25 protein-coding genes and 1 riboswitch are annotated in these 25,247 nt (G+C 43.0%); all 25 genes read left to right on the forward strand.

Annotation, left to right across the window (positions count from 1 at the left end; all coding sequences use genetic code 11):
* The first annotated feature begins 53 nt into the window (after positions 1-53).
* Positions 54-581, forward strand: a complete 528-nt coding sequence (locus DOZ58_RS00365; RefSeq protein WP_111886474.1) for a flavodoxin family protein — start codon at positions 54-56, stop codon at positions 579-581.
* A complete protein-coding gene (locus DOZ58_RS00370; protein WP_111886475.1) occupies positions 578-1,231 on the forward strand; it encodes a hypothetical protein in 654 nt (217 codons plus the stop codon). The genes DOZ58_RS00365 and DOZ58_RS00370 overlap by 4 nt, the downstream gene beginning before the upstream one ends.
* Positions 1,232-1,377: 146 nt before the next feature.
* The gene (locus DOZ58_RS00375; protein WP_111886476.1) at positions 1,378-2,415 is read left to right on the forward strand and encodes a DUF4349 domain-containing protein; all 1,038 of its coding nucleotides are present in this window, start codon (positions 1,378-1,380) and stop codon (positions 2,413-2,415) included.
* 12 nt (positions 2,416-2,427) lie between these two features.
* Positions 2,428-2,835, forward strand: a complete 408-nt coding sequence (locus tag DOZ58_RS00380) for a zinc ribbon domain-containing protein (protein ID WP_111886477.1) — start codon at positions 2,428-2,430, stop codon at positions 2,833-2,835.
* A 178-nt stretch (positions 2,836-3,013) separates the two neighbouring features.
* A riboswitch (molybdenum cofactor riboswitch) is annotated at positions 3,014-3,136 on the forward strand.
* A 126-nt stretch (positions 3,137-3,262) separates the two neighbouring features.
* A complete protein-coding gene (locus DOZ58_RS00385; RefSeq protein ID WP_162624363.1) occupies positions 3,263-3,760 on the forward strand; it encodes a hypothetical protein in 498 nt (165 codons plus the stop codon).
* A gap of 89 nt (positions 3,761-3,849) precedes the next feature.
* Entirely contained in the window at positions 3,850-4,431 is a 582-nt protein-coding gene (locus tag DOZ58_RS00390) for a hypothetical protein (protein ID WP_111886479.1), read from the forward strand.
* Positions 4,432-4,454: 23 nt separating this feature from the next.
* Positions 4,455-5,219, forward strand: a complete 765-nt coding sequence (locus DOZ58_RS00395) for a molybdopterin-guanine dinucleotide biosynthesis protein MobB (RefSeq protein ID WP_242988552.1) — start codon at positions 4,455-4,457, stop codon at positions 5,217-5,219.
* Complete coding sequence (locus tag DOZ58_RS00400; protein WP_111886481.1) at positions 5,216-5,896, forward strand: hypothetical protein; 681 nt, start codon at positions 5,216-5,218, stop codon at positions 5,894-5,896. Before DOZ58_RS00395 ends, DOZ58_RS00400 begins: the two co-directional genes overlap by 4 nt.
* A complete protein-coding gene (locus tag DOZ58_RS00405) occupies positions 5,889-6,521 on the forward strand; it encodes an ECF transporter S component (RefSeq protein ID WP_242988553.1) in 633 nt (210 codons plus the stop codon). Before DOZ58_RS00400 ends, DOZ58_RS00405 begins: the two co-directional genes overlap by 8 nt.
* On the forward strand, positions 6,514-7,275 hold the full coding sequence (locus tag DOZ58_RS00410; RefSeq protein ID WP_242988554.1) for an energy-coupling factor ABC transporter ATP-binding protein: 762 nt from the start codon (positions 6,514-6,516) through the stop codon (positions 7,273-7,275). Before DOZ58_RS00405 ends, DOZ58_RS00410 begins: the two co-directional genes overlap by 8 nt.
* Positions 7,276-7,319: 44 nt before the next feature.
* Positions 7,320-8,000, forward strand: coding sequence for an energy-coupling factor ABC transporter ATP-binding protein (locus DOZ58_RS00415; RefSeq protein WP_111886483.1), 681 nt, complete (start codon positions 7,320-7,322; stop codon positions 7,998-8,000).
* Positions 7,987-8,724, forward strand: coding sequence for an energy-coupling factor transporter transmembrane protein EcfT (locus DOZ58_RS00420; protein ID WP_162624365.1), 738 nt, complete (start codon positions 7,987-7,989; stop codon positions 8,722-8,724). Before DOZ58_RS00415 ends, DOZ58_RS00420 begins: the two co-directional genes overlap by 14 nt.
* A 53-nt stretch (positions 8,725-8,777) precedes the next feature.
* Complete coding sequence (locus DOZ58_RS00425; protein WP_111886485.1) at positions 8,778-9,287, forward strand: hypothetical protein; 510 nt, start codon at positions 8,778-8,780, stop codon at positions 9,285-9,287.
* A 38-nt stretch (positions 9,288-9,325) separates the two neighbouring features.
* Complete coding sequence (locus DOZ58_RS00430) at positions 9,326-10,675, forward strand: FMN-binding protein (protein WP_111886486.1); 1,350 nt, start codon at positions 9,326-9,328, stop codon at positions 10,673-10,675.
* A gap of 8 nt (positions 10,676-10,683) precedes the next feature.
* Positions 10,684-12,147, forward strand: a complete 1,464-nt coding sequence (locus DOZ58_RS00435) for an alkaline phosphatase family protein (RefSeq protein WP_111886487.1) — start codon at positions 10,684-10,686, stop codon at positions 12,145-12,147.
* 287 nt (positions 12,148-12,434) lie between these two features.
* Positions 12,435-13,457: a molybdopterin-binding protein gene (locus tag DOZ58_RS00440; protein WP_111886488.1), complete on the forward strand. Its 1,023-nt coding sequence runs from the start codon at positions 12,435-12,437 to the stop codon at positions 13,455-13,457.
* 47 nt (positions 13,458-13,504) lie between these two features.
* Positions 13,505-16,231: a molybdopterin-dependent aldehyde oxidoreductase gene (locus tag DOZ58_RS00445; RefSeq protein WP_111886489.1), complete on the forward strand. Its 2,727-nt coding sequence runs from the start codon at positions 13,505-13,507 to the stop codon at positions 16,229-16,231.
* A 267-nt stretch (positions 16,232-16,498) separates the two neighbouring features.
* Positions 16,499-18,889, forward strand: a complete 2,391-nt coding sequence (locus DOZ58_RS00450) for a pyridine nucleotide-disulfide oxidoreductase/dicluster-binding protein (protein WP_111886490.1) — start codon at positions 16,499-16,501, stop codon at positions 18,887-18,889.
* 46 nt (positions 18,890-18,935) lie between these two features.
* A complete protein-coding gene (locus tag DOZ58_RS00455) occupies positions 18,936-19,142 on the forward strand; it encodes a DVU_1557 family redox protein (protein ID WP_111886491.1) in 207 nt (68 codons plus the stop codon).
* 1 nt (position 19,143) lies between these two features.
* Entirely contained in the window at positions 19,144-19,860 is a 717-nt protein-coding gene (gene trsM / locus DOZ58_RS00460; protein WP_111886492.1) for a DVU_1556 family methyltransferase, read from the forward strand.
* Between the two features lie 12 nt (positions 19,861-19,872).
* Positions 19,873-20,322 carry a DVU_1555 family C-GCAxxG-C-C protein gene (locus DOZ58_RS00465; protein ID WP_111889642.1) on the forward strand — a complete coding sequence of 150 codons (450 nt, stop codon included), beginning with the start codon at positions 19,873-19,875 and terminating at the stop codon, positions 20,320-20,322.
* Complete coding sequence (trsS, locus tag DOZ58_RS00470; RefSeq protein WP_111886493.1) at positions 20,322-21,689, forward strand: radical SAM (seleno)protein TrsS; 1,368 nt, start codon at positions 20,322-20,324, stop codon at positions 21,687-21,689. The genes DOZ58_RS00465 and trsS overlap by 1 nt, the downstream gene beginning before the upstream one ends.
* Positions 21,690-21,695: 6 nt before the next feature.
* Positions 21,696-23,018: a DVU_1553 family AMP-dependent CoA ligase gene (locus DOZ58_RS00475; RefSeq protein WP_111886494.1), complete on the forward strand. Its 1,323-nt coding sequence runs from the start codon at positions 21,696-21,698 to the stop codon at positions 23,016-23,018.
* A complete protein-coding gene (locus DOZ58_RS00480; protein WP_111886495.1) occupies positions 23,011-24,057 on the forward strand; it encodes an XdhC family aldehyde oxidoreductase maturation factor in 1,047 nt (348 codons plus the stop codon). Before DOZ58_RS00475 ends, DOZ58_RS00480 begins: the two co-directional genes overlap by 8 nt.
* Entirely contained in the window at positions 24,054-25,169 is a 1,116-nt protein-coding gene (locus DOZ58_RS00485; RefSeq protein ID WP_111886496.1) for a DVU_1551 family NTP transferase, read from the forward strand. The genes DOZ58_RS00480 and DOZ58_RS00485 overlap by 4 nt, the downstream gene beginning before the upstream one ends.
* Positions 25,170-25,247 lie beyond the last annotated feature (78 nt).

Raw genomic sequence — 25,247 nt, forward strand, 5'->3', positions numbered from 1 at the left:
AGAGAAGTGTGCTTTAACATCTGCTGTTATAAAATGAAGAAAAGAGGGCGATTATGATTACAATCTTATCAGATCATACAGAAGTTGGCGAAAGACTCAATAAAAAACTGAGGGATGGAAAAATAGAAACTGAATTTATTTCTTTAACTGATTTGGACGTGGGTCCATGTTACAGTTGTGGCGGATGTACTGATAAAACCTATGGACAGTGCATACATCGGGATGATGCCGATATTATTCTGCCAAAATTGATGAAAACTGATGTGTTGGTCATGGTAAACCCGGTTAAATGGGGAAGCTATTCATTTAAAATGAAACGTGTTTTCGATAAATGTGCTGTTATTGGAGATCGGCATTATTATTGTAAAAAGGGGGAGCTGGTTAAAGGAAAAATTGGTCGGGTTCACACTCTAGTAGCGATTGGTGTTAAGGATCAATGGAAGAATGACGAAAAAAGTGCTTTTAAGAACCTGGTTGTGGAAAACATCAAGATTATGAACATCAAGGGTAGTGTATATATGGTTGATGACAGCAACCTTAACGTTTGCCTTGAATCGGTAGTGGAGGGTTTAAACCAATGAAAAAAGCAGTTATAATAAACCTGAGTCCCAGAAAAACAGGGACAAGTATGATGCTGGCTAATCGTTGCCAGACGTTTCTTTCTTCTCGGGATTATCAGGCAGAAATCCTGCATTTATATCCAAACTTAAAAAATTTAAATCCGTTATTGGTAGCTATTAATGACGCCCAGACGATTATCATGGTTGGTCCCTGCTACATTGATACTTATCCAGCCGATACAGTATACTTTTTAGAAGAGCTTGAAAAGAACCAGGACGTCCTCCATGGACAAGGTCTTTATGGGATTATTCAGGGCGGGATGCCCTATGTTCATACCCATGAATCAGGTCTGAACATGCTAGAACTGTTTGCCGGTGATTATGACCTCAGTTATAAGGGGGGATTTGTGATTGGCATGGGGGCAATGCTAAATGGTCAACCATTAGACAAACTATTAAATGGTAAAAAAGTTGAGCACGGGTTTGGACTTTTTCTGGAAAACGTGGCAAAGCAAGAAATCTCTCCGCCGAACCTATATCATCATGCCCAGTTAAGGATGCCGGGGCTGGTTTATTATTTAATGGCAAAAATGATGAATCGAAGAATTGATAAACAGCGTCGGGAAAAGGGGATTGGGGATCAGGCAAAAAGCCCCTATGAGAATCTTTAAATCAATGAGTCACAAAGAGAAGAGCAGGAGAATTAACGAACTGAAACGATAAAAAAAAGTTTATGCATTTTTAGCGAAAATAAGGGTAAAAAGTAAAAAATAGATTAAATGACAAAATATCAGAAATTTATTTAGGAGGTGGATTCATGATTCAGGAAAACCCGAAAAAGAATCCGGAAGAAGAAAAATTAGGATGTTTGAGCCAGGAAAAACGCAGACGACTTAGTACCAAAAAAAATTACTTATGGGTTGTGGCGGTTAGTTTATGTTGTCTGGTGATGATCGTTGCAGGGGGGTGTTTTGGTGGCGCTATCCAGGAAAACAGTAAAACCGCAATCGATGAGTCCATGGTTTCTGATCAGACAAACGGTGAGATGGCAAGTGCGGTGGAGACAGTCGAGCCAGCGGCAAATGCCAGTGCACCTTTTGATGCATCAAAGATTATTTATAGCGGAAACATCAGTCTGAACACCGACGACTACCAAAGTACCTTTGAAAAAATTCGTAACTATGCGCAGGAATTGGGTGGATTTGTTCAGGATGCGGGATCGAACTATGCATCAGAACAGGCTGGCGTTCAAGCTAACTCGGGCTATCTTACCATTCGGGTGCCATCGGCGAAATTTTCAGAAGCGATGACCGAGATCCAGACATTAGGCAGTCCTATTAGTGCCAATGTCAGCAGCACCAATATTTCGCAGCAGTATCAGGACGTGCAGGCGCGTCTTAATAATCTGAAAATTGAAGAGGGACGACTGGTGGAGTATTTAAAACAGGCCATCAATATCACCGACTTGTTAGCGATTGAGAGTGAACTAAACCGTGTACGCACAGAAATTGACAGTCTGACCACCACGATAAAAAACTGGGATACCGATATGGCCTACTCAACGATTTATATTTCACTTTATGAAAAGAAATTATCCTCGTCAGTGGTAAGTTCCCCCTTTTCTGAAATATTTTCTAAAATAGCGGAAGGGTTTGTAACATCGATCAATTTAGTTCTTTATATCTTTGCCTTTCTGATCGTTTTAATTTTCAGGCTGATTCCATTTGCTGCCATTGCCGGATTAGGATTCTTTATTGGTATGATGATCAGAAAGAAAATGAAAGAAAAGAAGCGTCGTCTCAAAAAAATCGATACTATTGAACCGGAAGATACAAAAATAGAGGATAAAAAATAAGGAGGAAAGACAATGTTTTGTGAAAACTGTGGTAAACAAATTCCAGATGATGCAGCATTTTGTACCCATTGCGGAGCCAAACAATCAGGAGGTTCGGCACCATCCCAGACCGTAAGTACGATACCAAAGCCCCAACCAGTTAGAGCAAGTCCACCGACACAACCGGTCGGAGCTACCGCGGGAGTGGATTTGATTACGATGGGACAGTACCTGATTATGTTTTTGATCACAGCCATTCCCATTGCCGGGATTGTGATGCTCTTTATTTGGGGATTTGGCAGTGAAACAGGTCCTAATAAAAAGAATTTTGCCCGGGCATATTTGATAATGATGGCAATTGCCATCGCCTTGGGAATTCTCATCAGCATTGTGATGGGGGCAATTATGGCATCCATTATGGGTTCTATGTATTACTATTAAGCAGCTATAACATACAAAAGAGATGCCTACGAGTTGGCATCTTTTTTGTGATTAGCACGTTATCGCGTGCGTTGTGTGAAGGATGGGTGAGAAGCGACTGTAAATTTATCAGGGCCATTAACAAATAGACATTGACAATTAAAGGCAAAAAAAATATAATAAAAATAATTAAATACGGAATGAAATTGCTTACTGATCTTAACTTCCTAAAATATTAGAATATTATGGAGGTTATGACGTTAGGGTTTTGTTGGAAACGACAGGGCCTCCCACATTGGAAAAGTAAGAGAATTCATGTTTGCATCGAATTTTTTGTGGGTTTAGCTTTGCTGAGCCTTCTTTTTTGCAAAAATTGTTTTTTTTGTTTTTTCTGTTGGGATTCCTGACTCAGCATGCTTCCGTAAAAAAGAAAGCTCAGGAGGAAAAAATGAAAAAGAAGTTGTTAACACTGGCATTGGTGATGGTTTTAGGGGTTGGTCTGCTTGGTTGCAGTTCACCTGCGGCAGATTCAAAAAAAGAAGAAAACGCTTCCAAAACGGAAAGCCAGGAGCAGGTGGCCGAGTTTAGCATTACCCTGGAAGGGGTTGATGGAAAAACCCAGTTGACCCAGGCAGATCTTGCGGCTCTTCCTTTGGTTGAAAAAACCATAAAAATGACTAAAAAAGATGGCTCAGAAACAGGTGGGATTTTTAAAGGGTATGCCTTAAAAGACGTAGCCGAAAAATTAGGAGTCACCGATTTTACCAGCATCACGATGGAAGCATCAGATGGTTATTCCAAGCCCTATGATCAGGCGACGGTGGAAGCAGAGGATTCACTACTGACCATCTCACTTGACGGTGAAGAACTCGTCAGCGTAGTGGCAGGCAGTTTAGGTTCCAGCGCCTGGGTTCAAAACATCAGTAAAATGAGTGTTGTGAAATAATAAGAGATTAAGTGGGCAAAGTCACCTTTGCCTGCTTTGTTTTGTTTGGGGAGCGGTGCGGATTTTAGAATTAAAGGAGGGTTAAAAAGATGAGCAGAGAAACGCGTGATGATGACACCTTGGTTAATTTGAGTAACAAAAATTCTAAACGCAAAGAGCGGCTCAAACGATGGATCCTGCCACTGGTGATTCTCTCTTTAACCCTTTCTTCTGTTTTTCTGATTGCGATTAACAAAAGTCAGACGGAGCAGCGGTTGGGTGCTCTGGGGCAGGAAACTGTTAAAATAATAGTCGGTGATGAAATGGTTGCCCAGTTTAATCTTGACGAGGTCAAAGTACTGCCAAAGGTTTTGATTGATGAGGGGCTAAATACCAGTAACGGCAGAGAAGAGGTGGTCTTTGGCGGTTTGCTGTTAAAAGATGTGCTCGACACCACTAACTTTGACTACCATCAGTATAATACCGTAACCTATAAAGCCATTGATGGTTATGCGTCCCCCGGGACGGTGGCTGAATTGGACGCGGGTGGGGTCTATCTAGTCTATGAACGAAACGGGATTCAAAATACCGATAAAACTCAGGGTGGAACGGGTCCCATGGAAATTGTTATTACCGGTGAGACCTTTAGTTTGCGAAATTGCAAGTATTTAAGTGAAATATATTTCGAGTAAAATAATTACCATAAATGAGGTGCATGATGAAAGTAATGTCGGTAAGGGGATTGACCCATTCGGGAAAAACAACAGTGATCGAAACCATTATCAGAGGCCTGAGAAGAAGAGGCTATTCGGTGGGATCGGTTAAGGAAATCCACTACGAAGCCTTTATGATGGATCAACCGGGCACCAACACCGATCGTCATAAAGAAGCCGGTGCACAACTGGTGACGGCTCTGGGGATGTATGAAACGGATATTCTCTATCAGGAAAAATTGCCGATCCGAAAGCTGCTGGCTCACTACGACTATGATTATGTGATATTAGAGGGTGTTGACGATCCAACAATCCCTAAAATTATCACCGGACATGATTGCGAAGGTCTTGAGGAGCGCTTAGATGACACGGTTTTTGCATTTTCGGGAGTTATTGCCGACAAACGTAAAGAATATCGGGGAAAAGAAGTGGTTCACTGCCTGAAGGAACCGGACCGTCTGGTTGATCTGGTTCAGCACTATGCGTTTGAGTTGTTACCTGGCTTTACAGAAAAGTGCTGTGGTTTATGTGGCACAGATTGTGTCGGTTTTTGTCGCCAGATTATTACAGGTGAGGTAAAAAGATCGGATTGTCCCCTTAAAGATGATGGGGTAACTCTAAAAATTAATGGACAAGCGATTGTAATGGTGCCCTTTGTTCAAAAACTCATTCAAAACGTCGTGCTCAGTGTGGTTTCAGAATTGGAAGGTTATGAAAAAGGAGCCGATATAAAAATACATATCGGCAGGCCGCAAGTGGATGAATGAGACTAATAAAAAACTATGAAGCCGGCACCTATGAGGTGATCAGGCAATTTAAAAGTAAGAAAAACCGGGTTCGACTGATTAAGATTTCAGATGGTGAACAGGTACTCGAACTGATCGAAAAGAAATTTGCAAAAACAGAATCCCTTGAAAATGAGTTGGCGATGCTAAAACGGCTGAGTGATATGGATTTTAGCGTAGCGCCGTGTCGGGGCCGGTTTGATCGGGTGCTTCTTTATGAATATCTTGAAGGTGTCACCCTTTGTGAAAAACTAGAAGTTGCAGAAGCGCAAGAAACAAGTCGTAGTGGTGATACAGTTATGCCTGGCAAGGAAATAATTGATCTTTTTAAAAAGACCATTGATTGGCTTAATCGACTGCATCAAAAAACTGGCCTGGCTTTTTACGACATTAATCTCAGAAATTTCATTATCCGTGATGGCACAGTTTATGCCATTGATTATGAAGATTTCCAGGCATTAACAGCGGCAGTTGATTATGGAAGACTGCTGGCCTTTACCCTAACCTACAGGCCCAGCTTTACCCAGTGGAAAAAAGCGCTAATCAGTGAACTGGAAGACTATCTAAAGAATCAGATCAAAGCGGATCTAGATGAAATTCGGCTGGAAAAAGAGAAAGAACTTGTGCGTATCAAGAAAAGGAGGGCTAAACTTGTTTGAGAAAAAATTTGAAAAGATGACCCTTTTTGATCTGGTCACCATTGCCATGATGTCAGCTCTGGGTATCGCGGTTAAGGTTGTTCTGGTACCCCTGGTACACATTATTACCGGTCCTTTTTTTATCCCGGGGGGTTCAATTTCCGGGGGAATCTATATGCTTTTTATTGTTTTAGGTGCCATGCTGGTAAAAAAAACCGGAGCGGCCTTTTTGGTTTGTCTGGTACAGGCCATTTTGGTAACCGTTACTGGCACGATGGGTTCTCATGGCATCATGAGTATGATGACCTATTTAATGCCGGGGATGGGGGTGGAAATTCTTTACTTCGTTATCGGAAAATATAAATATACCAAAGGTGGCTGTTTTAGTGCCGGGGTGGTTGCCAATGTGCTCGGTAGCTTTGGGGTTAATTTTGTCTTCTTCCGACTGCCGTTGATTCCGTTACTTTTGACCCTGAGTTTATCAGCCTTGTCCGGGGGACTGGGCGGACTGCTGGCCTACGCTATTGCGAATCAAGTCAATCGTCTCGGTTCGTTCAAGGCGCACGAGGCGGAGGAATCGCTTGATATTCGTCTTAGCGGTGATCCGGGACGAATCGATAAAGAGGAGAAGACCAACTGTGAATAAGGGGAAGGTACAAAAAAAGATCAAATCGATCAAAGTTGGAGACGAGATAGAAAGAAAATGGGAGGCAGCGATGAATCCGATTGAGGTCCACGATCTTTATTTTCGTTATCCTGGCTGTGATACCAATATTCTCCATGGACTGGATTTGAGTCTGAAAACAAATGAAATTTTAGCAGTCGCTGGTTATTCCGGCTGTGGTAAAAGCACCCTGTGTCATATCTTAGCTGGGATCATCCCCAAAACCATCCGGGGAAGAATTCAGGGTGAGGTGACCTTGTTTGGCGAATCGATTTTTGATATGCAAACACCCCGACTAGCCGAAAAGGTGGGAATTGTGTTTCAGGAACCGGATAATCAATTATTTTCTCCCACCATTGAGGCGGAGGTTGCCTTTGGACCCGAAAATCTCTGTGTCAAACGGGAGATTATTGGAGAACGGATCGCGGCGATGCTTCAGTTGGTCGGTATGGAAGAGTTCCGGTTTGAAACGCCCAACAATCTTTCCGGCGGGCAAAAACAACTGATCGCTCTGGCTTCAGTTCTTAGTATGGAGCCGTCGGTACTGCTTTTTGATGAGGCCTTGTCGCAGATCGATACCCGCGGCCGGGAGATGATCAAAGCGGTGATGTTACGCTTACGAGAAGCGGGGAAATCGATTATCATGGTCGAGCATGACTTTGACAATATGGACATTGCCGATCGCATCCTGGTGCTGAAGCATGGTCGGTTGATTCCTTACGAGGGCAGCTTGTAAATCGATCGATCGGTAAAAGTAAAACATATAAGTAAAGCATAACAATGAACGGAGCCAGTATGGAGAGTTACATCAAACTTGCGGGAATAACCTATGCTTATCCCCGCAGTCGGTTTGCATTAAAAAACATCGATTTGTCGCTGAATCGGGGTGAAATTACGGGGATCACCGGCGAAAACGGATCAGGTAAAACGACCCTGGGGAAAATTATCATGGGCATTCTAAAACCTGATTCCGGAAGCATTGAGATTGATGGGGTGGACGGTAAGGCATTAAAGTTGTGTGAGCGGGGCGGAAAGATTGGTTATGCCTTTCAAAATCCGGATCGTCAGCTTTTTGCGGCCAGTGTCCAGGACGAAATCACGTTTCCCCTTGAAATTAAGGGACTCGATAAAAAAATCGCCCAAGAAAAGGCCGCTGTGCTGCTAAAACGGTTTGAGCTTAATCATCTCAAAGATCGGGTGCCGATGCGACTCAGCCGCGGTGAAAAACAGCGTCTGGTGCTGGCGGCAACCCTGGCCCAGGAACCCGGGTTTCTGATTTTAGATGAACCCGCAACGGGGCTGGATCGGGACCGCAAAAAAGCACTGTATCAATTAATGGAAGAACTCGCCGGGGAAGGCATTGGTCTGGCTGTGATTTCCCATGATCTGCAATTTATCAAGGATCATGCCAATCGCATTATCAAACTGGAAAATGGAGAGGTTGTGGATGATGGCTGCTAGAATCGATCCCCGGACAAAAATAGTCCTGGTCCTCTGTCTGACCTCGATGGTGCTGGTTGTCGAAAATCTGGCCTTTGTTGTGGGAATTGGTATCATTTCAATTGTCTGCGCCCTGCTTCTGGGGGTGGAGGTATTAATGCTGATCAAACGGTATCGGCGGATTCTGATTCTGATTTTGACGCTCTCCATTGTCCAGAGTGTATTTACACCGGACACGGAGGTATTGTTTGAGATATTGGGAATCCCGCTGCTCACAGCAAAAGGAATTGCTATGGGGGTTAAGACATTTGTCCGGATGCTGGTGATTCTGACTTCAGGGATTATTATGTCGACATCAAACTATCGGGAGACCATTCAGGGTCTGATTCAGTGGAAGGTGCCCTATAAGATTGCTTTTATGACCGCTTTGTCATTGCGGTTTATCCCCATTTTTACAGAAGAATTTCAGGATTCGATGGTCGCACTTCAGTTAAAGGGCGTTGATTTTACAAAGGTTCCCTTTGGTAAAAAAACTCAGATTTATGTCTATCTGATTACTCCCATCATTCTTTCGTCCTTAAAACATGCCGAAGAGATTGCCATTGCCATGGAAAGCAGGGCCTTTGGGGCTTATCCCAATCGGGTGGAATATCTGGTTCTTAAACTAAAAGGCTATGATTATGGGGTGATGATTGCGGCTTTTCTGTTAAGCATCATTTATGTATGGGTAGCTTTAATTATATAAAGCAAAGAAGGAAATTGACGAATAAATAATAAAAAAGAATAAAGGAGAAAGCAATGAAAAAGAGTATAAGTCTGCTTTTCGCTATGATGATGGTACTATTTCTGGCAGTGGGATGCAGTGGAACGGGAGAGAAATCATCCCAGGATGAGACGACATTTTCGGGAACTGCCCAGGTGCGGGTTTTTACCGCTGCGGGTGAGCAATGGTTGATTGATGACCAATTGATGTCGAGTGTGCCACTGGTGGCATTTGAAACGACCCAGGGGAAAAGTGGTGAAGAGTCAACAACCAATGACCATGTGGGAATCCTTTTAAAGGATATTCTAACAGAAGCCGGTGTGGATATAAGTTCGGTTAATCAGATCACCTGTACCTCACTGGACGGTTTTTCAAAGGTCTACAGTAAAACCGATTTGGAAGATCCGGAAAAACTGTTCTTGACCTTTGCAATGGATGGTGAAAATTTGACCTTTGAGAATCAGGATTGTTTTTTTATCGTTGCCAGGAATGAAAGTTTCAAACAAAACTGGACAAAGTTCTTAAAAGAAATAAAAATTAACTAATATAAGAAGAGTGCTTGATAAGAGAAAGAGAGGGAAAAATGAAAAAGGGTTATATCGGGGTGCTTGCTTGTCTGATTGTGGTTATGTTAGCGGGCTGTACCAGTGGAGTTCATTATGAAGCAGGTAGTTATGTGGGGTCGGCTCAAGGGAAAGATGGTCCCATCAAGGTAGAAGTGACCTTTTTAGAAAACAAGATAGAAGCAATTAAGGTCGTTTCTCACAAGGACGATCCGGAGTATGCAACCAGTGCGGTAGACGGGATGCCGGAAATCATTATCAACAAACAACGTCTGGATGTGGATGCTGTTTCAGGGGCGACTCTGACCAGCCGTGGTATTATTGGTGCAGTGGCTCAATGTGTGACCGACGCCGGAGCTGACCCGCTAAAGTTGGGCTATGCATCCGTGGATAAGAAAACCGACGGCCAGGAAGTAGTGATTACCGGTCTGGCACAAGAACAGATTATTACTGGCGATGAGATCAAGGCCATGACCCCTGTGTCCTTCGATGCGGTGGCTGTGGATGCCAGCGGGACCGAAACCCCCACCACCGGGATAGGCGTCAGATTAGAGGACATTCTGGCCCAATATGGGGCATCGCAAAAGAACTTTGATGCCATTGTATTAAATGCCACGGATGGTTACGCTATTGAAATCCCCCGTGATGTTTTGGCCATTCGGGATGTGATTATTGCTTATGAAATTAATGGTACCGCCACTGATCTACGAACCGTGGTGCCAGATGAACGGGCCATGTATTGGGTGAAATTCCTCAATAAAATTGAGCTTAAAGGTTTGGTAACCCAAATAGAAACTAAAAACCTGGCGATGATGGAAACGGCTCTGCTTTTGTGCACACCAGAAGAATATAAGTATTATGATGCCATCGATCAGGCTGTTCCCACGAGTCAACTGCTTGAAAAAACTGGCGGTCTTAAGACCGATACAGTGGAGGTAGCCGGAATAGATGGATGGGCCAGAACGGAGACCTATGATCTCTATAATAATCAGTATCTTAAAACGACCGGAGAGGATGCACCGATGTTTATCGGCCCGGATCTTCCTGAAGGGATGCGGATGAAGGACGTGCTCTATAATAAACTGGGTGAAGATTTGATTTTAAGTGTTACCAATGCCGAGCAAAAATATGGGACTATTACTATCAATGGTCGGACCGGAGTCGCCATTGAAAAAATCTTTCAGGAGCTAAAAATAGCAGAAGCAGCCAGGTACAAGCTGATCGGTTCGGATGGCTATGAAGCAGAGATTTCTCTGCAAGATTTAAAGTCAGGAATGCTCACCCTTTCTGAGAGTGGTGTTGACACCGTTTTTGAAACACCGGAAGCAGCATCGGTAAAAGGTCTACTGTTTATTAAAGCACTTCAGTAGGTGACGGGATGAAAACCCATGTAAGAAAAATTCAGATCATCGTTTTTTTGATTCTGTTCATGGTTATTCTTTCGGGATGTGATTATCAGGGATTGGGCGGTGAGTACCCTGAAAGCTTTAGAATCAGCGGGGATGTGGAGACCCCGCTGACTGTCAATACGATGATGGGATATCCCATCATGCGAGTTACCCGAGATGAAAATAATTATACTGCCATTGCCTTAAAACAGGTGATTGACGAAGCAGTCCCCAGGTCAAAGAGCTATGATCTGCTGTTAATTGGCGAAGATGGTTTGTCCTCCAAAATAAGTGGCGCTAATCTTAGTGGTTGTCATTTGAGTTATTCAAGTCGTTATGACTGGGAACTGATCAATACCCTCCATCCCATTTCCAGTCAGATTAAAAATCTGAGCACCATTATTGTTATTTCCACTGATTTAGCAGATGATAAACAGGCGATCGGAATTGATGACCAGCAGGGATATCGACAAACAAGTGCCGGGAATCTTTTTCTTGAGGGCTTTACCGAAAAACGAATTTTTGAAGGTCAGTCTGAATTAAAGGGCAGAACCGTTACCGTGTATACGACCCACAAGCAGATTTTACCCGAGCAACTTCTTAATTACCAGACCGAATTTGCAGTGTTTGGACGGGATGGTAGCATCAAATTTGATAAAAAAAGCGATAAGAACTATTTTGAAATCAGCGAAACCACGATCAGCTTTACCGCTTCGGATCTTACAACCATCGATGATGTTGCTGGTGTTTTAGCTGATCCGCCTCGGGTTTCAATTACAGATGTGGCTTCGGATACCATCCATCAGCTTGACAAAGGAAATAATGTGATGGTTATTGAACTCGACGGTCTGAGCTGGACGATGCTAAAAACAGCAGGTGAGCAGGGAAAAGCACCCTACTTGTCCAGTTTGACCGCCCAGCAGGCCTTATCTGTCTATCCGCCGATTTCTCCGGTCGGACTGGCGGCGATGATTACCGGAACGCTTCCAAGCAGCAATGGGATTAAAGACCGGGAAGTCATGGATTTTAACGGAATGGATATTTTTGAGAGAGCCCTGACTCTGGGTAAAACGGTGGCCTACATTGAAGGCGACATCAAAATGCTCAATACTTCCATCGAGCCGGTCCTTTCGGTTAACGAGGGCGATCAGGATAGCCAGGTTTTTAAAAATTCTCAAAAGGCGATTACAGAGAAAAACCAACTGATCTTCACGCATTTCCACAGCATTGATGATGATGCGACCACCTATGGCCCATATTCTCAGGAGGCAATCGAGCAGATTTTCCAGGTGGATAGGATGGTTTTGGAACTGACCCGAGAATTTAAGGGAACGGTTATTATTACCGCTGACCACGGGCTCCATCCTACCAGTTCAGGGGGAAGCCATGGCAGGATCTGTTATGAAGATATGCAAGTGCCCTATATCGTGATTAAAACCGAACCGGTATCATAAAAGAGATTGGTTCGCAGGCTAATCAATAATTGAGCAATAAGAAAAAAGAGATTTCGGTGTTGTTAGAATGAGCAAACAAGCCAACTTTTAATCGCTCTAAAAACGAACAAATGATCAAATAACGAACGTTAGTTAAAAAGTAAACGCTCAAAATAAGCACAAATACAAATCCATGATTTTTAAAAAGCCCATAAATTGGGCTTTTTTTAATTTGGCACGATTATTGCGTTATTAATTGGTGTCAGACTGACAACGAAGACAGATATCAAACAAATGGAGGAAATACAATGAAGGTAGTACCTGTTCGGGAATCAGTGGGAATGTTTTTGGCTCATGATATGACCCAGATCATCCCCGGGGAGTTTAAAGGCGCAGCATTTAAAAAAGGGCACATTGTCAAAGAAGAAGACATTCCCCGATTAATGAACATGGGAAAAGAACATATTGCCATTATTGAGTATGGTGATGGAACAATCCATGAAGATGATGCGGCACTACGATTGGGACAGGCAGCAGCGGGTAGCGGTGTGGAATATGTAGGTGCTTCTGAAGGTAAGGTGACGATGACAGCAACTCGAAATGGATTGCTTAAGATCAATGTTTCGGTACTTCAGGAAATAAACGAACTGGGTGAAATGATGATGGCCACGCTCCATACCGATACGATGGTGGCAAAGGGAACCCTGGTCGGATCGACCCGGATCATTCCGCTTTCTATTGAAAATGAAAAACTGATTACGATGGAAAAGTTATGTGCAAGTAGTAAACCGATTGTAGAAGTGCTGCCACTGAAAAGATTTAAAGTGGGCGTTGTGACCACCGGTAATGAGATTTTTTATGGTCGGATTGAAGACAAGTTTGGAGATGTAATCAGAGAAAAGTTCGCGGAACTTGATTCCTACGTATTTAAACAAGTGTTTTCCCGGGATGACTCGGATATGATTGCCCAATGTATCCTTGATTTAATCGAAGAAGGGGCAGACATTGTTACCGTAACCGGTGGAATGTCAGTGGATCCGGATGATGTAACACCAGAGGGGATTAGGAAAACAGGAGCCAAGTTTGTCTCCTATGGTGCACCAACCTTGCCCGGAGCCATGTTTTTGCTTTCATATCTGGGGGATATTCCCGTTTTGGGATTACCCGGATGTATTATGTACAGCCGCCGGACGGTGTTTGATCTGGTGGTACCTAAATTGATGGTCGGCGAAAGATTAACTCCCAAAGACATCTCAAAGTTGGGACACGGCGGACTATGTTCCACCTGTCCGGACTGTCATTATCCCAATTGTGGATTTGGAAAAGGTTGATCTTTGCATCCATATAGTAACTTTTAATATTTTAAGGAGGATTTCACGTGGAAAAAAAGACATTATTTATTAACGGGATTCAAAGGACGGTAATTGTCGATCCGGAAACAACATTGGCAAATTTAATCAGAAAACAGCAGGGGTTAACCGGAACAAAGGTAGGATGCGGAAAAGCTGAATGCGGCGCCTGCTCAGTTATTTTAAATGGCAAAGTGGTACGGTCTTGTGTAACAAAGATGAAGCGGGTTGACGATGAGTCTAAAATCATCACCATTGAGGGCGTTGGAACGCACGATAATCTGCATCCGCTACAATTATCATGGATGGTAAATGGAGCAGCCCAATGTGGTTTCTGTTCACCTGGATTTATTGTTTCGGCAAAAGCATTGCTGGAAGAAAATGCCAGTCCTACCCGTGAAGAAGTGCGGGCATGGTTCCAAAAACATCGAAATGTTTGCCGTTGTACCGGTTATATCCCCATTATTGATGCGGTTATGGACGCAGCCAAACTGATGCGTGGCGAAATTAATAAAGAAGACCTGTGGTTCCAATTAAAAGAAGGTGCATCCATTATGGGGTCGAATATGGTTCGACCATCTGCTCTGGCAAAAGTTACCGGAACCTGGGACTTTGGTGCCGATTTAGGATTAAAAATGCCTGAAAACACCTTACATATAAAATTGGTTCAAGCTCAGGTTTCTCATGCCAATCTGATTTCTGTCGATACCTCAGAAGCTGAAAAAATGGAAGGTGTCTTTAAAGTCATCACCGCAAAAGATGTTCCTGGAACCAACCGTATTAACGGTCTGGCATTCCCAACGAACTTAGGCGATGGTCTGGAACGTCCGATTTTAAATGATAAGAAAATCTTCCAGTTTGGAGATGCCATCGCGATGGTTCTGGCCGATACCCCGGAACAGGCAGAAGCAGCAGCAGCAAAAGTCGTTGTTGAAGTTGAAGAATTATTACCATACATGAGTGCGCCGGCAGCGATGGCCGATGATGCCATTGAAATTCATCCGGGCACACCAAACATTTATTTTAAAACCAATATCGTTAAAGGTGATGAAACGGCGCCATTAATGGATAAATTACCAAATATCATTGAAGACGACTTTTATGTTGGCCGTCAACCCCATTTACCATTAGAGCCAGATGTTGGGTTTGCCTATTTTGATGAAGAAGATAATCTGATGGTACATTCTAAGAGCATTGCCCTTCATTTCCACCAATTAATGACTGCCGAAGCGATTGGTGTTGATCCGACCAAATATTTCATCGTTCAGAACCCAACCGGGGGAACCTTTGGTTATAAATTCAGCCCAACCATTGAAGGCTTGCTGGGTGTAGCGGCACTGGTTACTAAAAGACCGGTTTACCTGGAATTCAACATGTACCAACAAATTACTTATACCGGAAAACGTTCACCATTCTTTATGAATGTAAAAATGGCGGCTGATGAAAAAGGAATTCTTAAAGCGATGGAAACCGATTGGTCTTGTGATCATGGTCCATATTGCGAATTTGGAGATCTGGTAACGACCCGTGGTTCACAATTTATCGGTGCCGGCTACAACATTCCCAATATTCGCGGCGAAGGACGAACAGTTGCCACTAACCATGCATGGGGTTCAGCATTCCGAGGCTATGGCTCACCACAGAGTTTGTTCGCTTCTGAAACCTTAATTGACATGCTGGCTGATCAAATGGGCGAAGACCCATTGGAACTGCGATATAAAAATGTTTATCGTGAAGGTGATACTACCCCACAAGGTTGTCCACCAGACGTTATTGCTTTACCACAGGCGATTGATACGATTCGACCGATTTATCAGGCTGCTAAAGCAAAAGCCGAGGACCTGAACGCAAAAGGCGGAGATACTAAACACGGCGTGGGAATTTCACTTAATATCTATGGTTGTGGTCTCGATGGTCCTGACTCTGCTGAAATGTGGATAGAGTTAACACCAAATGGCGTAACAGTAGGAGATTCATGGGAAGATCATGGCCAGGGTGCTGACATGGGGACATTGACATTTGCTCACGAAACGTTAAAACCATTGGGGATCAAACCAGAACAAATCAAATTGATCATGAATAACATGAAACTGACACCAAACAGTGGACCAGCCGGTGGAAGCCGTTCAAATGTTATGGTTGGTAATGCTATAAAAGTAGGCTGTGAAAACTTACTGGCAGCCATGAAAAAAGCAGATGGCAGCTTTAGAACCTACGATGAAATGGTAGCAGAAGGTTTGCCATTACGTTATGAAGGCGTTTGGACGGCACCTTGTACGGCGCCATCGGTTGAAACCAGCCAGGGAAATCCATTCCCAGTTTATATGTATGGGGTATTATTATCAGAAGTTTCTGTTGATACCACAACCGGAAAAACGCATGTCGACAAATTGACCCTTGTATCTGACTGCGGAACCATTACCAATAAAACCGTACTTGAAGGTCAGTTGTGGGGCGGTTTAACTCAGGGGATTGGCTTAGCCTTAAGCGAAGACTTTGAAGATCTAAAAAAACATACTACCCTGACCGGTTGCGGTATTCCTCAAGTGAAGGATGTTCCAGATGAAATTGTTCTGATTCATCAGGAAACGCATCGTCCATTGGGACCATACGGAGCTGCTGGTGCTGGTGAAATGCCATTATCTGCACCACATGCATCCATATGTAATGCGATTTTTAATGCCTGTGGCGTTCGCATCAAACATTTACCAGCTTATCCAGAAAAAGTACTAGAAGGTTTAGAAGCCTTAAAATAAGTAGTCCAAGTCTCATTGCCAAAGGAATTGAAAGCTTCTAAGCTTTCAATTCCTATTTCAAATTAATCGGTTAGTAACACCAAACTTTGGTGTTTGTTTCTATGATGCAATTGGGTTAAATTACGAGCTTAGCTTTAACGAAAGTGTCAAACGCTCATTATTATGGCGTTTTGTGAATTGTATATAGAAACAGACATCAGAACGCGTTATGGTGATGATGTTTAATTATTAATGTATCGCTTGAATAATGAAAAGAGGAGACCAACTATGAATTTAGATAAATTATTGGAAACTGGGGATCGTTGTATTCATAAAGAACCCCCACCCTGTACAGCCCAGTGTCCGATTCATCTGGAAGTTATTGATTTTTTATCGGAAATAGAAAAAGGGAACTTTCAGAATGCCTATAAGTTGATGGAAAAAAAAATGCCTTTTCACAAAATTATCGGAAGAATCTGCGATCATCCCTGCGAAGCGCCCTGTGAAAGAAGCAAGGCTGGCGGTTCTATTCGGATATCAGATCTTGAAAAAGCGGTGCTGGAATATGGTGGCTATAAACCTAAAAAAGTCTGGCCACTTCCCAAAAACAAAGGAAAGGTTGCCATTGTCGGGGGCGGTTTAAGTGGCTTAACTGCTGCGGTTGATCTGGACAAAAAAGGTTACATAGTTACAATCTTTGAAAAAACCAATCGACTGGGTGGACGGCTGTGGGATTTTGTGGGCAATTCATTGACTGAAGCATTACTAAACCAAGAATTAAAAGCAGTTGTTGATAAAAAAATCGCTATCCATTTAGAAAACAATGTCGATCAAAACAAACTAACACAGCTTCTAACTGAATATGACGCAGTTTATCTGGGAACATCTAACTGGGAAGAACCAATTAAATATCATCCAATTACCTTTCAGGTCGGCGATTTCTCCCTCTTTGTCGGCGGGCAGCTGGTGAGTCAAACAGATTCAGTGATCTTCTCGGCCAGTTCCGGGAGACGGGCGGCCATTTCCATTGAGCGTTACTTGTCAAAGGTGTCCCTCACCGATTCCAGAGACCGGGAAGGCGTCTTTGAAACGCCGCTTCAATTTGATATCAGCTCGAAAGAGCCACTCTCCCCGATTGCAAAATCTACTGCAATTTACAGCCAGGAAGAAGCCATGGAGGAGGCTAAGCGCTGTGTTAAATGTCAGTGTCGAAAATGTATTGAAGGCTGTGTTCATCTACGAAAATTTGACATTTCGCCAGATGCCTATATCCGGCAGATCAATCACAATGAACGGATTATTTTAGGAACTCATTATGCCAATAAAATGATTAATTCCTGCGCCGAATGCGGTCTCTGCAAAGAAGCGTGTTTTCTGGACATTAGTATGAATGATGTGATTCACGAAACCCGGGAAAGTATGGTGGAACGGGGAAAGATGCCAATCACGGCCCATGACTTTGCCTTAAAGGACATGGCCTTTTCAAATAGCTCTCGTTTTTCTCTGGTGCGCAAACAACCGAGCAAAGAAGAGTCCAAAGATCTGTTTTATTATCCGCTGATTTCCTTTTCTGATTATGTTAAAGGATTATATAAGGGCACCGGGAATACGGAGTATCTCTTTTATCCCGGTTGTCAGTTGCCGGCATCCTATCCGGATGATATTAAAAGTATCTATGAGTACCTGGTCGGCCATGTCAACGGCGATGTCGGTATTTATCTGGGCTGTTGCGGTGCCCCGGCTGATTGGGCTGGACAACAGGGTTTGATGAGCGAAAATATTGAAGCGATTAAAAAAGTCTGGGTAGATCTGGAACGACCAACCTTTATTTTGGCCTGTTCCAGTTGTATGCGTATTTTTAAAAAGTATTTACCGGAAATTAAAGTTGTGTCACTCTGGGATATTTATGTCCGCGAGGGTTTACCTAACAAAGATCACATTAAAATTCCGCAGACCTTGAGCGTTCACGATGCCTGTGGTACCCGCGAAAACAGTGATCTTCACGAGAGTGTCCGAAAGATTGTTTCTAAACTGGGATACGGGATAAAAGAATTGGAATACACCAAAGAAAAAACAAAATGCTGCGGATATGGCGGACTAGTTTATTACGCCAACCGGGAGCAGTCCGACGCTTTTGTTCATGAGCGCATCGGCGAAAGCGAGAATGACCTGCTGGTTTATTGTGCCATGTGCAAGGATCTTTTTGTTTCTGGTGGCAAACGAACTTATCATTTGCTGGATTTGATTTATCCTAAAGACGATGGCGACGCTGCTACCCGCAAAATGCCAACCTTGTCGGAGCGTCATCAGAACAGAAGTCGGGTCAAACAAATTCTTTTAAAAGAAATCTGGAGAGAGGAACCTATAGAAGACATAATGGAAGATAATCTTACCCTGATCATCCCCGAAGAGGTAAAAAAGAACATTGAGGATCGGTATATCTTGATGGAAGATATCCAGGCAGTGCTTAAGAATGCCGAGGCGAAAAATGAACGTTTTTGCAACCCGGAAACCCATGAATATTTGGCTAAGTTAAGACGGGATAGTGTCACCTTTTGGGTGAAATATCAAAAGGATGAAAAAAACTATCTGATTAAAAGTATTTACAGCCATCGTATGGAAATAGTGGAGGAGGATGGAAATAGTGGGTATGGAAATAGTGGAGGAGGATGGAAATAGTGGGTATGGAAATAGTGGAGGAGGATGGAAATAGTGGAGAGCAAAAATGAAACATGTAAGTGATGATAAAGTCAAATGGTTATGTGATAAATGCCAACGAGAACTGGTGCTGTCTAAGGTTAAGGTACGCTATCTGGAAGGTAATTTTGAAGTGGATCTGATGAAATGTCCGACGTGTAATCAGGTATTTATTGATGAAGCTTTGGCCCTGGGAAAGATGAAGGAAGTGGAAGAAGGTCTGGAGGATAAATAACATGGTGGCTAAATGTGCTTATGAAACGCCGGAGATGAAAGCCCTCTTGGGAGAAACGTTGCGACCCGGCGGAACGCTTCTCACTGACAAGGGTGTTGCGTTTTGTCAGTGGAAAGAAACAGATCGATTGTTGGATTTGGGCTGCGGGCGGGGTGCTACCGTAGATTATCTAAAAAGGGTATACAATATCAGAGCCGTTGGGTTGGACCCCTCTCAAAAGCTGCTGGCCATCGCTAAGAAAAATAATCCCAATGGATTATTCTATCAGGGAAGAGGCGAGCAAATTCCTTTTGAAAATGATAGTTTTGAAGGTGCCCTTTCAGAATGTACCCTTTCACTTATGACAAACCGGGAAGCGGCACTAAAAGAACTACACCGGGTGCTAAAAAAGGGTGGCCATTTATTTATCACAGATGTATATGCCAGAAATCCAGATGCTTTAAAAGGACTCATTAGCGGTGACTTTGACAGCTGTATGCGCGGTTTATATGCGTTAAATCAGCTTGAGAATCAAATCCTAGAGACGGGTTTTATGATCGAACGGATGGAAGATCATAGCCACTTCTTAAAAACGCTGCTGGTCAAGACGGTATTTGAATACGGTTCGATGAATGTCTTCTGGAAAAAAGCAGCTGGGCGTTGTGCGGCAGGATTTCAGGATCAACTGAGAGCTTGTAAACCAGGTTACTATTTAATGGTTGCCAGAAAGGTGAAATAGGTGAGTTTTAAAATGGAAGAATTAAAATTTGAACTGTTTAAGCTGGCAGCGGAAGGATATTGTTGCAGCCAGATTATGCTCAAATTGGCTTTGGATATAGAAGAAAAAAACAATCCCGATCTGATCCGGGTTATGAATGGTCTTTGTAATGGCATTGGCGGGAATCAAAAAACGTGTGGGGTGTTAACTGGCGGCATCGGGATCATTGGCTTGTATGCCGGGAAAGGGAATACTGAAGAATGGACAAAAGATAATTTTGGTACCATGGTCAGAGCTTACATGGACTGGTTTGAAGAACGATTTGAGAGTACCGAATGTCTTGATCTGATTGGGGTTTATCAGTTTTTAGATGATAAAAATCAACCTTATCCCGTCAAGTGCGGTGATACCTTATCAGAGAGTTTTGGAAAAGTTATCGAGATCTTGCAGGAAAATGGTTATCTCTTTGGTGACCGGGAGTAATGGGAAGCGGGAGTAAACGAATTATTTCAACAACTGAAAGCCTGTGTCCAGTTTGTCTGAGAAAAGTGAAGGCGATAATCTGGACAGCGCGAGATAAAACCTATCTGGAAAAATCCTGCCAGGAACATGGTCGTTTTAAGTCACTGATCTGGCGCGGGCGTATACCCATGGAAAAGTGGGTGCGCAATAAAATACCAGCTCATATTAAGAATCCGAGTACCCTGGTGGAAAAAGGTTGCCCCTTTGATTGCGGTCTTTGCTCAGACCATCGTCAGCACACCTGCACCGCCTTGATCGAAGTAACAAGCCGCTGCAATCTTAGCTGTTCTTTCTGCTTTGCTGACGCCAATAAAAGCCAGGAAGACCTGTCGATGGAAACCATCAGATGGATGTACCAATGTGTTATGAAGGCATCCGGAAATTGTAACATCCAGCTTTCCGGCGGCGAGCCCACCCTCCGGGATGATCTGCCTGAGATTGTCAGGGTTGGTCATGAAATGGGTTTTTCGTTTATTCAGATCAATACCAACGGTATTCGATTGGGTGAAGACGAGGCTTATGTAAAAGCCTTAAAAGACGCTGGACTAAACTCTGTATTTTTGCAGTTTGATGGAACCAATGACGATATTTATAAAAAAATGCGGGGCAAAAAACTGTTGGACATCAAAACAAAGGCTCTTGAGAACTGTCAGAAATACCATATTGGGGTGGTGTTGGTGCCTACCCTGGTTGATGGGGTTAATGAAAATGATCTTGGGAACATCATCGACTTTGCACTTTCATGGTTACCTACCGTCAAGGGTATTCACCTGCAGCCAGCCAGCTATTTTGGGCGGATCCCCAATCTGCCGGTGGAAGAAAAACGATTGACACTGGGAGATCTCATGGATAAAATTGAATTTCAGACGAACCGGCGTATTTTAGCAAGCAGCTTTAGTCCACCAGGATGTGAAAACGCCAAGTGTTCGTTTCACGGCAATTTTATGGTGGAAACGGATGGAGTGATTCGGGCATTAAATAAGCCGTCCTCTTGCTGTGGCGTTGAAACGGCAGAGGCGGGAGCAAATAAAACCAAGGCCCAGGTCGCCAGGAAATGGTCTGGTAATAATCGGGATCGATTGCTAAATAAACAGCCTGGTGACGATCAAACGAATCAGGCTAAAGACAGTTGGGATGAAATACTTGATGCCATCAACACGAAAACTTTCAGCCTATCGGCGATGGCCTTTCAGGATGTCTGGAATGTGGATCTCAATCGGGTGAAGGATTGCTGTATCCACGTTGTCAATAAAAAGGGGCAGTTGATTCCCTTTTGTCTATATAATTTGACCAGTATAAGCGGTCAATCCATTTATCGAAACCAGTGAGGGAAAATGAAAAAAAACAAAACACCAATGGAAGACTGGATAGTAAAAAGAACCGGTTTGACATCAGCCAATCAGAAATCGCTTAGCACCTATCAATTTAAAAAACTGGTGGAAGTATTTGAATACGCTAAAGCCAATGGTGCCTTCTATCAAAAACAATTCGTTGATCAGGATTTGCGGGAGATTAAATCCTGGGATGATTTTAAACTGCTGCCGTTTACGACTGGCGCCGATATAAAAAAAAATCCCTTTTCCTTTTTATGTATTCCTCAACAGCAGGTGGATCGAATTGTAACCCTGAATACATCGGGTACCAGTGGCAAGAAAAAACGGCTGTTTTTTACCGAGGAGGATTTACTAAAAACGGTAGATTTTTTCGATTATGGGATGCGATCCCTAACTGATTCGTCCGACCGGGTTTTGGTTTTGTTACCGGGGCAGGCTTATGGGACGATTGGCGATCTTTTAAAGAAAGCCCTGGCCCGGTCCAACACAACCTGTATCGTGTTTGGTCTGCTGACAGATTTAGATGCTGTGGCGCAAGTAATTTTAAGGAATCGGATTAACTGTATTGTGGGAATTCCGATTCAGGTGTTATACTTAAGTCGCAGCAAGGCAGAATGCTTTAAGCAAATTGAGAAAGTGCTCTTAAGTACTGACTATGTTCCTAAATCCATGGTTGCGGAACTAAGTCATAAATTTAGGTGTCGGGTGTTTAATCATTATGGCATGACTGAAATGGGCTATGGTGGCGGTGTTGAATGTGAGGCTTTAAATGGCTATCACTTAAGGGAAGGGGATCTCTATCTTGAAATCATCGATCCTGATTCCGGCTCGCCCATAGAAGATGGAAAATATGGGGAGATTGTCTTTACTAGTCTTAATCGAATTGCGATGCCCTTGATTCGTTATCGAACCGGCGATATTGGCGCTTTTTCCACTGATCTCTGCCCCTGTGGCACCTTTTTAAGAACCCTTAAAAAGGTAGCGGGACGGTATGCAAATCGGATTCGTCTGGATCATGATAACTATATTGATCTTAGTACGTTTGAAGAAAGCCTGCTGGGTGATGAAAATATTTTAGATTATCAGGTTTTGATAAAAAATAATAGCGTTTTGAGTATCATGGTGAATTTCTACAATCAAAACCGGCTGGATCAAAAAATCAGCCGAGTCAAAGAAATACTGGTCGCTCATCTATCGGTAAATAAAAAAGATAATGTGAGAATTGAAGTTGAGCAGGGAAACTTGTGTAAACCAGACCAGATGGTCAATAGCATGGTCAAGCGTAGAATTATTGACCTGCGAAAGGAAGAGTGTAATGGATGATTTTTTTAAAATGATTGCTGAGTCCTATGCCCAAAAAGAGAATCTGGTTCTGGCAACCATCCTGGAAAAATCCGGCTCAGCGCCTTGCAGTGGTGGAACAAAAATGCTGATTCGACCAGATCTCACCACCTTTGGTACTATTGGCGGAGGACTTATCGAGGCCATGGTCATTCAGACGGCAGCCAGGGTCTATAAAAACCACGCTGATCACATTGAATCATTTGATTTAAAAAGTAAGGATAAAAAATCCCAGGGCTTGATATGTGGGGGGACTTTAAAAATTATTTTTGAATATATTGATTGGTGGAAAAATCAAAATCAAAGCTTCTATGAGGAAATCTTCCGACTGCAGGAAGCTAAGCAAGATTTTATTACAATCACAAGAATTAATCATCACTTAAATAACATAAGCTTGCCGGAGAAATGGGTTTGTACGGAAACGGGCTTTTATGGTCCTGAAAGCGAGGCGAGTCAAAACCTGGTTGAAGAGGTCTGTACTAATTTTGAACAGTATAAGTATCGTGCCGCGTTTCTGGAGCCATCCGGATTCTATGTGGAACCTTTTTTCTGTAATGAAAATGTCGTCATTATCGGATGTGGGAAAATTGGTGGGGTTCTGGCCGAGTTATCAAAGCTAGTCGGATTTTATGTGACAATGGTGGATGATCGGGAGGAGTTTGCAAATTGGAGCCGCTTCAAAAAAGTAGATGATGTTTTGGTTGTTCCGGGATTAAAAAACATTGAAAACAACGTAATTATTAATCAATACTCCTTTGTCGTGATTGTCACCAGGGGTCATTCGGATGATAAAGAGGTGTTGGCCCAGATGCTTGAAACGGATGCAAAATACATTGGCATGATCGGGAGCCATAATAAATGCAATTATATTTACCAGAGTCTTTTAAATCAGGGGTTTAACATTAATGATTGGGAACGGGTGCATTGTCCCATTGGCATTAATATTTCGGCGGATACCCCAGAAGAAATTGCCGTTAGTATCGTTGCTGAGATGATTGAGATTAGACGGAGTCAAGAATGAATGAGATAAAAAAGATGAAGATCGCAACCATTGTGATTGCAGCGGGGTACTCATCGCGGATGCAGGCGTTCAAACCGTTACTGAAATTTGGCGACCAAACGGCGGTTGAACGCGTGTTGATGACACATCAAAAGGCAGGGGTGGATCAGATCATTCTGGTTGCGGGTCATCGGGCTGCTGAAATCAAACCTTATTTTAAGGAACAGGCCATTAATGGCGTCGTCAATGAACGTTATGATGAAGGGATGTACACATCGATTCAAAAAGGAATTGATCAATTGGATGACGACGTGGCGGCTTTTTTTGTCCATCCAGTGGATATTCCCTTGATCGGAGTCGCAACCATTAAAGCATTAATAATGGCTTTTCGGCCACTTAGTCAAGGAATCCTTTATCCTTGTTTTTTGGGAGAACGGGGACATCCACCGCTTATTCATGAAAAATATCGCGAGGCCATTTTGAGAAATAAGCAGGATGGGGGACTAAGACGTTTTCTTGAATGTCATGAAACAGATGCGACAAGTTTTGCATTGGCCGATGAAGCCATCCTTATGGATATGGATACCCAAGCGGATTATCAGAGATTACTTGACTATGATGGCTTAATGGCTCCAAATCTCTGCGAGTGTTATGCCTTAATGGATCTTTATCAGCTGCCGCTAGAAATCAGAAAGCATTGTGAAATGGTTTACCGCGTCGTTAGGAACCTAGAAAGCCGATTGGCTGACAAGGGTATAAAGCTTAATAGCGGGGTGCTTCGGGCGGCTGCGCTTCTTCACGATCTTCTGAAAACGCAAAAAGATCATGCCCAGGCGGCGGGAACGCTATTAAAACAAATGGGGTATGATCAGGTGGGAAGTTTGATCGCTACTCACATGGATATTGAAGTAGAACCGGAGGTGGCCATTCGTGAGAATGAAATTCTATATCTGGCCGATAAGCTGGTAGAAAATGATCAGCAGATTGACTTAAGCTACCGAAAAAAGAAAATGCTGGAGCGGCATAAAGACAATCCCGAAGTTCAGGAAAAAATTGAACAGCGTTTTATAAACGCCGAAACAATTATTAAGAAAATAGAGAATTTAGAGAACAAAGATAAAAATAAAGATTAGTAAAAACTTAAAAAGGTACGATGGCAGCAGTTAATAATCAGAAGATCATTTTAATTAAATAAAAAAAGTTTTAGAAAG

Source organism: Acetobacterium sp. KB-1 (assembly GCF_003260995.1).
Lineage (GTDB): Bacteria > Bacillota > Clostridia > Eubacteriales > Eubacteriaceae > Acetobacterium > Acetobacterium carbinolicum.